Annotated in this window: 12 protein-coding genes; 6 read left to right on the top strand and 6 right to left on the bottom strand. The window is 63.0% G+C overall.

The features are described from left to right. The first annotated feature begins 46 nt into the window (after positions 1-46). The gene (locus BLJ79_RS08925) at positions 47-496 is read left to right on the top strand and encodes a UPF0158 family protein (RefSeq protein ID WP_071214342.1); all 450 of its coding nucleotides are present in this window, start codon (positions 47-49) and stop codon (positions 494-496) included. 3 nt (positions 497-499) lie between these two features. On the opposite strand, the gene BLJ79_RS08930 is transcribed toward BLJ79_RS08925, so the two are convergent. The 4 genes from BLJ79_RS08930 to BLJ79_RS08945 form a co-directional block, all read right to left on the bottom strand. Next, positions 500-1960 (bottom strand): amidase, encoded by a 1461-nt coding sequence (locus BLJ79_RS08930; protein WP_071214343.1) that lies wholly within the window; start codon positions 1958-1960, stop codon positions 500-502. After that, positions 1957-3234 carry a M20 family metallo-hydrolase gene (locus BLJ79_RS08935; RefSeq protein ID WP_071214344.1) on the bottom strand — a complete coding sequence of 426 codons (1278 nt, stop codon included), beginning with the start codon at positions 3232-3234 and terminating at the stop codon, positions 1957-1959. The genes BLJ79_RS08930 and BLJ79_RS08935 overlap by 4 nt, the downstream gene beginning before the upstream one ends. Before the next feature lie 56 nt (positions 3235-3290). Next, positions 3291-4622: an MFS transporter gene (locus BLJ79_RS08940; RefSeq protein WP_071214345.1), complete on the bottom strand. Its 1332-nt coding sequence runs from the start codon at positions 4620-4622 to the stop codon at positions 3291-3293. A 148-nt stretch (positions 4623-4770) separates the two neighbouring features. Further along, a complete protein-coding gene (locus BLJ79_RS08945; RefSeq protein WP_071214346.1) occupies positions 4771-5703 on the bottom strand; it encodes a LysR family transcriptional regulator in 933 nt (310 codons plus the stop codon). 170 nt (positions 5704-5873) lie between these two features. Here BLJ79_RS08945 and BLJ79_RS08950 point away from each other — a divergent pair, with 170 nt between their 5' ends. The 3 genes from BLJ79_RS08950 (at position 5874) to BLJ79_RS24045 (ending at position 9125) form a co-directional block, all read left to right on the top strand. Continuing rightward, complete coding sequence (locus BLJ79_RS08950) at positions 5874-8339, top strand: DUF5129 domain-containing protein (protein ID WP_071214347.1); 2466 nt, start codon at positions 5874-5876, stop codon at positions 8337-8339. Between the two features lie 292 nt (positions 8340-8631). Next, positions 8632-8820 (top strand): hypothetical protein, encoded by a 189-nt coding sequence (locus tag BLJ79_RS24040; protein ID WP_071214348.1) that lies wholly within the window; start codon positions 8632-8634, stop codon positions 8818-8820. A gap of 128 nt (positions 8821-8948) precedes the next feature. Further along, on the top strand, positions 8949-9125 hold the full coding sequence (locus BLJ79_RS24045) for a hypothetical protein (RefSeq protein ID WP_502686094.1): 177 nt from the start codon (positions 8949-8951) through the stop codon (positions 9123-9125). Positions 9126-9225: 100 nt separating this feature from the next. Here BLJ79_RS24045 and BLJ79_RS24050 read toward each other — a convergent pair whose 3' ends face one another. Together BLJ79_RS24050 and BLJ79_RS08960 are read right to left on the bottom strand one after the other, a co-directional pair. Continuing rightward, the gene (locus BLJ79_RS24050; protein ID WP_498681210.1) at positions 9226-9360 is read right to left on the bottom strand and encodes a hypothetical protein; all 135 of its coding nucleotides are present in this window, start codon (positions 9358-9360) and stop codon (positions 9226-9228) included. Between the two features lie 149 nt (positions 9361-9509). Beyond that, positions 9510-10409: a LysR family transcriptional regulator gene (locus BLJ79_RS08960; RefSeq protein WP_071214531.1), complete on the bottom strand. Its 900-nt coding sequence runs from the start codon at positions 10407-10409 to the stop codon at positions 9510-9512. Positions 10410-10799: 390 nt separating this feature from the next. Here BLJ79_RS08960 and BLJ79_RS08965 point away from each other — a divergent pair, with 390 nt between their 5' ends. Then, positions 10800-11264 carry a RidA family protein gene (locus BLJ79_RS08965; protein WP_071214349.1) on the top strand — a complete coding sequence of 155 codons (465 nt, stop codon included), beginning with the start codon at positions 10800-10802 and terminating at the stop codon, positions 11262-11264. 283 nt (positions 11265-11547) lie between these two features. After that, complete coding sequence (locus BLJ79_RS08970; RefSeq protein ID WP_083411132.1) at positions 11548-12408, top strand: ABC transporter permease; 861 nt, start codon at positions 11548-11550, stop codon at positions 12406-12408. Positions 12409-12474: the final 66 nt, after the last annotated feature.

Here is a 12474-nt window from a genome sequence, read left to right on the forward strand (position 1 = left end):
CGCAAGGCTGATAGGGAACCGTGCACCGACGCGAGCCAAGGGAAGCATGATGCTGAAACTCGAGGACCTGGATCTGGAAGAAATTGCCTGGGCGATGCAGGACGACCGCTCCATGGGCAACGAATATTACCTCGACCTCGATACCGGGGAGGTCGTGGTGCCGGGGCTCGACGAAGACATCACCCTGGAGGAGATCGTCGAGGGAAACTACGCCTACGTCGATCCCCTCGAATCCTATGAGTCCTACCGGCACATGGAGGACTTCACCGTGGGCCTTCCCGAGGGCGGGGCACGGGTGAAACTGGAGCAGGCGCTCATCCGCAGCAAGCCGTTCCGACATTTCAGGGACGTGCTGGAAGACTTCCCGGCCGAACGCGAGGCCTGGTACACATTCAAGAACGACGCGATGAACAAGGTCGTGGTCGAATGGCTGGTCGGTATCAAGGCCATTGAGGATCCCGACCCTCACGGCATCTCCAGGACGGACACGGAATAAGGCCTACCCCAGGAGCGGGAACCCCGGTCCCGGCACGAGGGACTCCACCGCCGCTGCGACGCGGAAGACCATGGCCTCGTCAAAGGGGTGTCCCACGACCTGCACTCCGGTAGGCACCGAGTCGGTGGACAGCCCGCTGGGAATCGACATGACCGGGCAGCGGTTGGCGACATTGAACGGGCTGGTCAGGTGCGCCTCCCAATAGTGGCCCAAGTGCCCTTCGGAGGTCTCGATCCCGTCCAGGTAATCCCCGTCAGCGGCCAGCGAGGCCACCGCCGAGGTCGGGCACAATAGAGCATCCAGCCCCGCCATCGCCGCGGCGAGCTCGGCCTGGAGCGCATGGTCCATGGCCAGGGATTCCACGAGTGTGTGCCGGCTTGCGGCGGCGGCTGCGTCCTTGATGAACCGGGCCGTGTAGGCCGCCAGCTCGGACTCGGTGCCTGCGGTCTCCGCGGCCATGGCCGGGCCCAGGATGTGCCCGAAGTGGGCGAAGGTTGTTTCGGTGATCCGCGCCGTGGTCCAAGGCAAGTCAACCGGCACGACCACGGCTCCCGCGGCTTCCAGTGCCCGGGCCACCTTGAGGGTGTTTTCGACGATCTCCGGGGCCACAGGGTAGTTGCCCAGCGTGAGCGACAGCCCGATGCGCAGCCCTGTCACGTCCCGGCCGCCAAGCGGGTTGCTGCCGTTTTCGCCCCAGGAGCCGTGATCCGAGCGGTGGCGTCCTGACATGACGCCGGCCAGCAGCGCGGTGTCTGCAACGGTGCGTCCCATCGGCCCGTCGCCGCGGTACCAGTCCGCGGCCAGCGCCCCGGCCCCCGGGATCCGGCCATAGGGTGCCTTGTAGCCCACGGTTCCGGTGAACCCGGCCGGGATGCGGGTGGACCCGGCAATGTCCGAGGCGGTGGCCAGCGTGGTGAACCCTGCAGCCAGGGCGGCCCCGGAACCGCCGGAGGATCCGCCGGGCGAGGCCTGGGTGTTCCACGGGTTCCGGGTGATGCCCCACATGGGTGAATGCGTGGTGGTCGCACAGCTGAATTCGGGGCTCGTGGTGCGGGCGTGGATGATGCCGCCCGCGGTCTTCAGCCGTTCCACCACGGGGTGGTCCACCGGGGCAACGCGTCCGCGGTGGGCCGCCAGTCCCTGCTCGAGCTTCAGCCCGGCGATCCCGTGCTTTTCCTTGGTGGCCACGCTCAGCCCGAGCAGCGCCGGGACCTCGCCACCCTCACGCGCCAGGCGCGCATACTCATCCGCCGCGACATGTGCCTGCGCGCGGGCGGAGTCGAAGAGCGTCTCGGTGAAGGCGTTGATACCGGTCTCCCGGTCCCCGTTGCGCGACTCGATCCGCTGGATCTGGGCCTCGAGGACTTCCACGGGCGAAATTTCCAGGGACCGGAACAAGGCCAGCGCATCGGTTGCTGGCAGCAGCGCCAGCGAGTCCACGACGGTGGCTGCGCCCGGCCTCACGCGGCACCCGCCTTCGAGAGCTCGGACTCGGCCCGGTCGCTGGGGGCCAGCGCCCCGCTGACCATCTCCCGGGCCACCGCTTCGAGTGCCTTCACCCCGGCCACCATGTCGGCATCGGTGGTGAACTCGCGTTCGCAGTGGCTGACCCCGTCCACCGAGGGAATGAACATCATCACGGTGGGGACGATGCGGTTCATGGCCACCGAGTCGTGCCCGGCCATGGTGCGGATCCGGCGCACCGAGAGCCCCAGGTTCGCGGCGACCTTCTCGGTCAATTCCAGCCCGGCCTCGGGGTAGTGCTGGATCCCGCGGACGTCGAAGTCGTTGACGTTGATGCGGATGTCGTGGTCCTTGGCAATCTGCGCAATGTCGGCCAGCAAGGAAGCCCGGGCCTCGGCGACGATGTCCGGGCTTGCCGAGCGCAGGTCGGCGACCAGGTGCACGCGGCGGGCCACCACGATCGGGGAGTTCGGTTCCAGGGTCAGCTGCCCGACCGATGACACCAGGGCCTCCTCGGAGAACTTCTGCGTGACGTCGTGGACCAGCAGCACGACCTTGGAGGCCGCCACCAACGCGTCGTGTCGATCCGCCATGGCGGTTGCACCGGTGTGCGACTGTTCGCCGAGCACCTCGATGTCCAGCTTCTGGGTGTGCCAGGAATAGTCGACGGCGCCCAGGGTGATGCCCTCGCGCTCCAGGATCCGACCCTGCTCGATGTGGATCTCCGCGTAGCCGGCAAGTTCCGGGCGTTCGTCGCTGCCCAGGTAGCCGATGGCTTCCAGCGCCTGCGCGACGGTGGTGCCGGCCAGGTCCTTGACCGCCAGCATCTTGTCCTGGTCCATGAGCCCGGCGAAGACCGAGGAACCCATGATGGAGGGGGCGAAGCGCCCGCCTTCCTCGTTGAACCAGTTGACCACGGCCAGGTTGAACACCGGGGTCGTGCCGGTGGCGGCCAGGGATCCTGCCACGCGTTCGGCGGCGTGCAGGCCCGCCAGCACCCCGTAGGCCCCGTCGAAGCGCCCGCCCAGCGGCTGGGAATCCAGGTGGGATCCGAGCAGGATGTACGGGGCGCCGGGGACCAGCTCGATCAGCGCGAACATGTTCCCGATCCCGTCGACGCGCACCTCCCAGTTCCGTTCCCCGGCAAAGGCGGCAAACCAGTCCCGGGTGGCTTTGTCCGCCGCGGTGGCGGCCTGGCGCTCGACGCCGTTGTTCTCGGTGGCACCGATTCCGGCGAGGTGGTGGAAATCGGTGAGGAATGTTGCATCGCTCATGGGGTGGGTACTCCTTGCGGTGGGTCTGTGGTTCGCGTGGGGTGTCGGGAAGTGCGTCAGCCGACGCGGTGGTGGGTCTCCGGGACCTTGGTCAGCGTCAGCAGCAGGAACACGATGACGGCGGCGGCAGCCATGTAGTAGCCCGGCGCCGCGTTCAGCCCGGTCTGGGAGACCAGGAAGGTTCCGACGAAGGGTGCCGATCCACCGAAGATTGCGTAACCGACGTTGTAGCTGATGGCGGCGGAGGTGAAGCGCGTGCGGGTGGTGAAGATTTCCACGAAGAAGGTGTAGCAGCCGCCTCCGTAGATGCACATCGGGACCACGAAGAGCAGCTGTCCGGCGATGGCCAGCGGCAGCGAGCCGGAGGTGACCAGCATGAAGCACGGGATGGACAGCAGGGCCAGCGCCGCGGAGCCGGCGATCAGCATCGGCTTGCGGCCCACCTTGTCACCGATGATTCCGCCGATGGGCAGCAGGATCGCATAGAGCAGCATGGCCGTGGCGTTGGCCAGCAGCGATTGGTCGCGGCTCAGGTTTCCGGTGACCTGGACGTAGGACACGAAATAGCCGGAGAGGAAGTAGAAGCCCATGGCGGTCAGGCCCATGACGAAGATGACCTGCAGCATGCGGACCTTGTTTTCCGCGAAGGCCTCGCGCAACGGGCTGTATTCCTTGGTCGTTTCCTTGGCCAGCACGGCCTTGAACGCCTCGGATTCCTCGGTCTTGGAGCGGATCCACAGGCCGAAGAAGGCCATGGGCAGGGCCAGCAGGAAGGGGATGCGCCAGCCCCAGGACATGAATGATTCGGAGGACATGGAGCTGGAGAGCACCAGGATCAGCGTGCCGCCGAAGACCGAGGGAAGGGCGGTGGCGGCCAGGGTGATGTTCAGCCAGAAGCCGCGCCGATTGATCGGGGCGTGTTCGAAAACGAAGGCCGGGGCCCCGACGGATTCGCCACCGGCGGAGAAACCCTGCACCATGCGGCAGAGCACCAGCAACACCGGGGCTGCGGCGCCGATGGCCGCGTGGGTGGGCAGCAGGCCGATCGTCGCGGTGGCCGCGCCGATGGAAAGCAGCGTGATGAACAGGACTTTGCGGCGCCCGATCTTGTCCCCCAGAGCCCCGAAGAACAGCCCGCCCAAAGGGCGGACCAGGAAGGCCACTCCGAAGGTCGCGAAGGTCGCCAGGAGCCCGGCCAGGGCACTGGTGCCAGGGAAGAAGAGTTGGGAGAGGACAACTGCGGACAGCCCGTAGAGCGTGAAGTCGTAGAACTCGATGAACTGCCCGATGCTGCCGCCGGCGAGCACTCGCTTCTGCATCCCGCTGGCGGCCTTGCGGTCCTGTTTCGTTCCTGTCTGCGGTAACTGGGATTTAATCTCGGTCTTCATCGATGCTCCTGAATGTGCGGTCCGTTCGACCCATTGGCTCAAACGGCGGCTTTTGATGTTTACCCTGGAACCATTGTGGTGACCGCAGTCACACGGGTCTAACGGATTATTTCGGTTGAACCCATCGAGTGAATCGATTGGAGCTCGGTCAGGCGGAGGTCGATTGATCGGAGGCAGACCCGTAGAGTCCGATGCAGACCTGCTCGAATGCCAGCGACTTGCGTGTCGGCTTGGCGCCAATGGGTCGCACCAGCGACATCTCGATCGGCGGGAGGTCCTCGATAATGTCCAGCGGCACCACCGAACCGCCGGCATAGGTCAGGTCACTGCTCAGCCGCTGGTTCAACAGCGAATACCCGTGGCCGCGGGCCACATAGGAGCGCACCGTCTCGTAGCCGGAGACGACGTGCCGGATGGAGGGATGGACCCCGAGCCGGCTGAACATGTCCAGATAGTATTCCCTGGTGTGTTTTGCATCCAACAAGATCAGCGGTTCGTCGGCGAAGTCCCGCAGGCTGACCGGCGTATTCGGTGTGGCAGCCCGCGGGTGGTCGGCCGGGACCAAGACGTGCGGTGGAATCCGTTCCAGGACCCGCCGGTCAAACTCGGCCCCGATTCCCTGGTCATACATGAGTGCCAGCTCGCAGACCCCGTCGAGCAGCGCCTGGCGCAGCGACTCCTGGTCCCCCTCGTGGAAGCTGACCTTCACGTTGGGATGCGCCGCCTCGAACGCCTGCAGGATCACCGGGGCCTTGAACGGCGCCAATGGCGAGTACATGCCCACCACCAGCTCCCCGGCGAGCGCCTCGCCTTCGTCCAGGACCGCTTGATAGAGCAGGTCGGCCTCCTCCAGGAAGGCCTGGGATCCCAGCAGCAGGCGCTTGCCCGACGGGGTCAGCCGCAGCCCCTTGCTGGAGAGTCGCGTGAACAAGGATGCCCCGAATTCCTCTTCGAGCCTTGCGATGGCCGAGGAAAGTGTTGACTGGGTGACGTTCAATTCGGCCGCCGCTGCTGTCATGTTCTCCAGCCGGGCCACCGCTCCGAAGTAGCGCAGCTGCACCAGCGTGAAGGATTTGCTCATGACTGCATTATGGTCCTGCAGGGTGCTCTGCCGCCGGCAAGCTACCGAGAGGCGGTCAATATTACACGGGAGCCACACAAACCGGCGGCAGCCGATGCGGCCTCGGGACACTGTTAGTCAATAGACGTTAGAATCAGGTCGATGTGCCACTTCCCGATTCACGCGAGCCAATGACCAACCAGTTGATCCGTGCCCGACGCAAACCACGCTTCGGCCTTCCGTGGCTGTCCATGCTGCTGGGAATCGGCACCATCGTGTTCGCCGGAGCCGGTCTCCAGGCCGTCACCGCGCGGCCAGCGGCACCCGTGGAAATCATCGTCGACGGCGAACATCCCTGGAACATCTCCCAGGCCACCGTCGACGCGGTGGTCACCGAGCCGATCCTCGCGTGGCGACCGCTGACGATCCGGGTCACCAATCGCCTGCTGAGCTACGACGAGCTCCAGGGAAAAACGGATCCGGGCGCCGACGTCATCCTGAGCACCGCCATCATCGACGACTACCGGGGCTTCGGGCCGGACGCAGGCTTCACGGGTGCCGGCATCTACCCCGAGCTGGCCGATCGCCAGGAGCATTCGACCAGCCGCTTCGCAATCCACAAGGCCTACATGGGCAACCTGGGGCTGGGCCACGGCCCAATGGCGGTCGTCGCCACCGCTCAGCGGGCCGCGGAGGTCCTCGACGACGGTCCCATCCGCACCCCCGTGTTCTGGGTGGCGGGCACGGCGTTCGGGCTCCTGCTCACCATCTTGGGCCTCGGTTTTTCCCTGTCCCGGCGCATGCGCCGGGAATCGCGCTATCGCCGGCTCACCGTCGCCCAGCACCAGCTGGCCCGCGTGGTGCTCGACCTCGAGGCACTGGAAGTCACTTACCAGGCCACGGAGAAGGCCATACGCCCGGCGGGGTTCAACGCCGCCTGGAACAAGATACGCACGTCTTCCCTGGACTTGGCGCGCACCGAGGCTGCCGTGGTCGAGGCGGTCTATGCGTCCCGGGACGCATTGAGGCCACACACCGCCACGCTCCTGGCGGAATTCGAGGCGGGCGGCCGCAGCCTCACGGCTTCCGCGGACGCCTTAATGGGTGCGGGGTCGGTGCTTGGACGGTCCATCAACAGCCGACGAACCCTCGACCGGCTGGCCGCGCCGCTGGCCTTTGCCACGCGTGAATTGCTCGCACGCTTGCACGCCGCTCCCCCGGGCGCCGTGGCCCCAAAGCGTATCCGCCGTCTTGAAAGCGCGCTTGCCGCGCTGCTCACCGCCGGCGCCAAGGAGCAGAATTCCGCAGCGGCCGTGCGGGCCTGGGAGAAGGCCGAACATGCGCTGGAGCGCAGCGCAACGATCGTCAACAGGTGGCTGCGCCGCAAACGTGAAGGCCGGGTCCGAGGCACCTCCGCTGTTCGCGATGACCTGTCAACATTGCGTGCGGGCATGGGGCTGTCTCCCCGTGGTTCGCTGCGGGCGCTGCATGTCTTGGACGGCGCCAACGCCGCGGCCAAGGCACTGTTCGGCCCGTTGCCGGAAGCCATGGGATACCAGGAGCCCGCTGCCCCGCCCCGCCGCTGGAAATTGTCGCTGCCGCGCATTCGCCACCGGGGAGCGTGGATCGGCATCGGTGCTGTGGTTATGGTGGCGTCGCTCATCGCCGGCGGCGTGGCCAACGACAAGCTGACGATGCGACCCTCGTGGACGCTTGAGGGTACCCAGCCCCTGCGCTCCTTGGCCATTGACGGACAGTCCGCGGTGATCACCGAAGCAGGAATCCGCAAATACCTGGAGGACAAGTTCACCGAGCAGGTTGATGTCACCCTCGCCGTGCGCGATGCTGAGGAATACCTGCAGGTACGCCCCGAGCCGGACACGGACGACGAAGCCACCAGGCAGAAGATCGATCCGACAGTGCTGGTCGATGCCTTGTGGAAAATCAAGGGCGAACTCCCGGCCCTGGTCAATCCCGCCACCGGCGAGCTTTTCCCTGACCAAACCATCATCCCCGTGTGGACCTTCCCCGACGGGACAGTGACCGTACCGGTCCTGATCACCGGCGCGGTGGGCCTGGGCGGCAACAGCAGGCTGGTCGACACCTCATGGAAGTACGGCAGCTACTACGTCTCGACCTACCCCGAGCTCAAGGTCGCCAACAGCATCGAGGAACTCGCGCGCGGCTTGCAGGGCAACGGGTTCACGAAACAACCGCTCAACGAATCGCTGCTCTACTGGCTGCTGACGCTGACCTTTGCCCTCGCGCTGACCACCCTCACCCAGGTCATCGCCTACGGCGGCACCGTCTCGATGCGGCTGGGCCGTTTTGGGCGCAACGCCAAGACTCTGTGCAGGCTGCGCCGCCGGTTGGACGACCTTGCGCTCGGCTTGGATGACTCGCGGCTCAACACCGTTGCGGTGCTTGGCGCCGGCCCGGCGGCCACCAGCGCGGAAGCCGACCAGCGGATCTTTGAACGCGCCCTGGCCGTGGCCTGGCGGATGGCGGACGACCTCGCTGCCCGTCCGCTGTCCCAGCGCCTCGGCACCGAATACCTGCTGCAGATCGACAAGTTGCAGGATCTGGTGGACAAGCTGGGCATACGCGACGCGGAAGCCCAACGCCGCTCCCATGAATTGCTGGATGCAGCGAGATAGACAAGAGCTGGTGAACGCCCTCGGCAACGCGGATGGAGCGACACCGTCCGCACACCGACACTTACCACTACTCGGCAATAGACAAGAAACGGCCGAGAAAATCCGGCAACAGGCCCCCACTCCAGCACCCTTGATCCGCTTACCAGCACCAGTAATCGCCGGCCAAGCGTCGTTTAGAAGCAAAGCGGGTAAGGCTCCTGTCAAGTATGTTTTCGACCAAGAAAACTTTTGAGCGGGAGAACCTTATGCCGTTCGATCATTCATAGTCGAACCGTTCTGGTGCCAATTCGAGGTGTCGATCCCGCCGGAGGTGTCGATCCCGCCGGTGGAGGAGCACCACCCCCTGGACTGCCACCAGCTGTGGAGCGGCGATCGCGTGGTCTGCGGCAAGATCGTCCAGGTCCTCGACCCCGAGGACGCCTCCGGGAAGATCGGCGACACCGGTTGCTCGGCCACATTCGATCCGGCGGCGGCGCGATGAATGGACCGGCTCTGTGTCCTTCCCCGCCCGGGAACGGATCCGTTTGGGGTCTTTCGACCTGATCATTGGCTTGGAACCGGGCATCTCACCGTGGACGGGTGCACCGTAATGCCTCCTGCGGCGGGAAAATGGCCGGACAATCCATGGTGGACCGTGTCAAACTCGGCACCAAGTGTTCCGTGCTGACCGACAGCAGGGGCATCCCGCTGGACTGGGTGACCACTCCGGCCAACCGGAACGACTCCGCGCTGATGTGCCCCATCCCGGGGAAACTCTCACCCATCGGGTTCCACCTGTCCCACTGATCACCGCGCACCTGAACGCCGGTTACGATAGCTCCAAGCCCAGGACCCTGCTCACCGGGCTCGGGTCCGACTGGGTGATCGGCACCAAAGGCGAACCGCTTCAGGCCGGCACCCGATTGGTGGTCGAGCGGATCAACGCCAGGAACACCTCCGGTTCCACGAGGCTGTTGGTCTGCACCGCACACCGGCGCCGGGTCTTTGACACGATGATCACCCTGACCAGCGGCCTCGTCATGCTGCGGAACCTGATCCGCGCGCCGAGGCACACCCGGCGCCGAGACCCCGGTCCAAACGCAAGCTCTAACGGCCAAAGCCTGCGGGCGGTTTTCCAAGACGCGGATCGCAAAGGAATACTGAGCCCTAATAGCCGATAGCTGGTCTCGATTATGCTTTGATCGTTGTGCTGAACCGGCGAGTCAACAAATCCAAAACGCGTTCGAGCGCGGGGTTGTCAAAGCCTCTTTTCCAGACGGCTAGGAGCTCTACTGGCGTGTGGATATCGCCTTTGAACTCAAGATAATCGACACCCTGGTATCCCATGACTTTGCTCGACTCCGGAACCAACGCAATGCCATGTCCGCCGGAAACCAAGGCAATTATCGTCAAGATCTGGCTAGCTGTATGAGCCACGTTGTCACTGCTCGTCGGCACTGCCCTAACCGAAAGGTCGTAGAAGTATCTGGCCTTGATAGGAGAATGCATGACCATGGGCTCTGCAGCGACATCTTGTGGAGAAATGGGCCGACCAAGCGAACATAAATGGTGGCCTACGGGCACCGCAACCACAAGGTCTTCGCGTCCCACTGTCATGGTGTCGAACATCCTTGTATCCGCTGGCGGACGACCCAAGCCTATGTCGATCAGACCCAGCTCAAGGGAGCTGTGTTGTTCGGTCGTCACCATTTCCCGCAAGTCGATGGAAATTCCATCGAGTTCCGCTGAGATCTCCGCGAGCAGCTTGCCCAAGAGACCAAAACTGGACCCTGCTGTGAAACCGATGCGGATCAGCCCACTGGAACCATCGGAAATGCGACGTGCTAGCTCGGGGGCGCTCTGCGCATGGGCCAACAAACTGCGGGCTTCCGTCAGAAAGGCCTTCCCCGCAGGTGTAAGTGCCACATGCCGATTATCCCGCTTGAAAAGCTGCACCTTGATGCTCTTCTCCAACTTTTGGATCTGCCGACTCAACGGAGGTTGCGTCATATTAAGGCGTTCAGCTGCTCGGCCGAAGTGAAGCTCTTCGGCTACAGCCACAAAAGCACGCAATTGATCCAATGAGAACATAGTGCGAAACACTACCATCGGGCCGAATCACCATGCCCGGGAATTTCCAACAGCCTGCGGCTTTCGTTGCCACGCAGACCTGCTCGCGGATGGACAAATCGGAACTGCCGCCTGCTTGCTGTCGCTGGCCACTGCCAAATACCCCAACCGAGAAAGGCCGAACCCGACAAGTGCTGCCGAAGGTCAATATTCCAAGGACGCCGAGGCCGAAATCAGCTTTCGTGTTGGACAAGTCACAATCTAGATGTTTAGCTGTCTCCGTCACTTTGGCACCGCTCCGCTTCTCGCAGCGCTTGCCACATTCCTTTCCGAACCCCGCCGGCCCGCTGCCTCGTTTGGCACGGAGTCATCGGCGTGCCGGGCCGTCCAATTTTGAACCGGAGAATCATCATGAAGGCAATAATCTCTTCTCGCCTAGCTGACCTTGGCCTCGAACTTCCCGTCGCAACAGCTCCCAAGTATGCCTACGAGGCGACCACCCAATGGGACAAGCTACTGTTCGTCTCCGGGCAGATTCCTCGACGCAACGGCACCATTGAGTACACCGGCAGCATGTCTACCGAAAGACCACTTGAAGACGGAATTCACGCCGCAGAAATTTGCGCACTCAATCTTCTGGCACAAGTTGAAGCAAATGTCGGCCTCGAGCGGATCGACCAGCTACTAAAGATCAACGGATATGTCTCCAGCGAAACGAACTATTTCGACCAGCCCCAGGTGATCGATGGAGCTTCAAAACTGTTGCTCAACGTTCTCGGCGATGCGGGCCGTCACTCACGCACCGCTCTCGGAGTGCGTATGCTCCCCGCGAATTCACTCGTCGAGATCGAAGCGGTCTTTGGGCTCAAAGCATGATTTTCCGGACAGAAAGGGAGATGTTCATTGACCTTTGCAGCCGTTCGATCGCCGGTGGCTTCCCAAGCAAGTTCAAGCCAAGTCACTAATTTGTGGCCAACGTCTCCTCCGTTTCACAAATATGATACCTTTTGGGTTTCACTGCATACCAAATGGGTCCTAGACAGGTATCGCTATGTCGCGAATACTATTTTCAATGCGAACGGCATATTACGGCCAACGAAGCTCAGACACTCAGCCACGATGGCCACGGAAATGCACCAAACATGCTTGAGAGGGCGCCATGAAACAACCAACCGTCATTGAAGATCTGGAAGTGACCCCAGTAGCGAAACCCGGGTCGCCATCTGTCGCTCCACACCACAAACCGAGGCGGTTATCCGCTTCAAGCATCCTGCTTAGCCCAGCGGCCAAAGCTGTAACGGGGCTGGCACTGATGCTGGCAATTTGGGAAAGCATCGTACGCATATTTGATATGCCTCGCTATCTCCTCGTGGGCCCGCTTGAGGCGTTTGCCGAACTGGCCGAACGACCCATGTTCTATCTGGAACACAGTTGGATCACCATCCAGGAAGCCCTGGCAGGATTCGCGTTAGGTGCAGCACTCGGAATAATTTGCGGTGCGATCCTTTTCTACATTCCTTTTATCCGGCATTTTCTCTACCCGACTCTCATTGCCATCGACACCATCCCGAAAGTCGCCCTCGCGCCGCTCTTCATCGTATGGTTCGGCTTCGGCTTCGAGTCGAAGGCATTCGTCTCGATGGCGATTGCCTTCTTCCCGCTGGTTATCAATACCTTTGACGGACTTTCCTCCGTTCCTTCGGAGCTAAGGGAACTCGCAAAGATCAACAAGGCCAGCCGATTTATGCAAATGACAAAGATTGAATTCATCTACGCCCTACCGAACCTGTTTACCGGGATGAAAATTTCCATTTCCATGGCCGTCGGTGGCGCCGTCGTCGGGGAATTCATCGCAGGGTCTTCCGGTCTGGGCCATGTGGTTCTGCTGGCCAATAGCCAAGTAAACCTGGCCTCAATGTTCGCTGCTTTCATGGTTCTCGCGAGCATTTCGCTGCTTCTATTCCTGTTCATCGATCGCCTCGGCAAGAAACTTCTACCCTGGCGAGACGCAGGCAAATAGACCGTTCGAGCTCGCAAGTCCATAAAACACTCGTAAACACCGCACCACCACGGGAAAGGCCCATCA

This window comes from Arthrobacter sp. UCD-GKA (assembly GCF_001863355.1).
Classification (GTDB): domain Bacteria; phylum Actinomycetota; class Actinomycetes; order Actinomycetales; family Micrococcaceae; genus Paeniglutamicibacter.

Bases quoted from the DNA above. Each gene is read 5' to 3' on its own strand.
- BLJ79_RS08965 (WP_071214349.1), top strand. From the start codon at position 10,800: ATGAAGGCAATAATCTCTTCTCGCCTAGCTGACCTTGGCCTCGAACTT.
- BLJ79_RS24045 (WP_502686094.1), top strand. From the start codon at position 8,949: ATGGCCGGACAATCCATGGTGGACCGTGTCAAACTCGGCACCAAGTGT.
- BLJ79_RS08935 (WP_071214344.1), bottom strand. From the start codon at position 3,234: ATGAGCGATGCAACATTCCTCACCGATTTCCACCACCTCGCCGGAATC.
- BLJ79_RS08925 (WP_071214342.1), top strand. From the start codon at position 47: ATGATGCTGAAACTCGAGGACCTGGATCTGGAAGAAATTGCCTGGGCG.
- BLJ79_RS24050 (WP_498681210.1), bottom strand. From the start codon at position 9,360: ATGACGAGGCCGCTGGTCAGGGTGATCATCGTGTCAAAGACCCGGCGC.
- BLJ79_RS08960 (WP_071214531.1), bottom strand. From the start codon at position 10,409: ATGTTCTCATTGGATCAATTGCGTGCTTTTGTGGCTGTAGCCGAAGAG.
- BLJ79_RS08950 (WP_071214347.1), top strand. From the start codon at position 5,874: ATGACCAACCAGTTGATCCGTGCCCGACGCAAACCACGCTTCGGCCTT.
- BLJ79_RS08970 (WP_083411132.1), top strand. From the start codon at position 11,548: ATGAAACAACCAACCGTCATTGAAGATCTGGAAGTGACCCCAGTAGCG.
- BLJ79_RS08940 (WP_071214345.1), bottom strand. From the start codon at position 4,622: ATGAAGACCGAGATTAAATCCCAGTTACCGCAGACAGGAACGAAACAG.
- BLJ79_RS08945 (WP_071214346.1), bottom strand. From the start codon at position 5,703: ATGAGCAAATCCTTCACGCTGGTGCAGCTGCGCTACTTCGGAGCGGTG.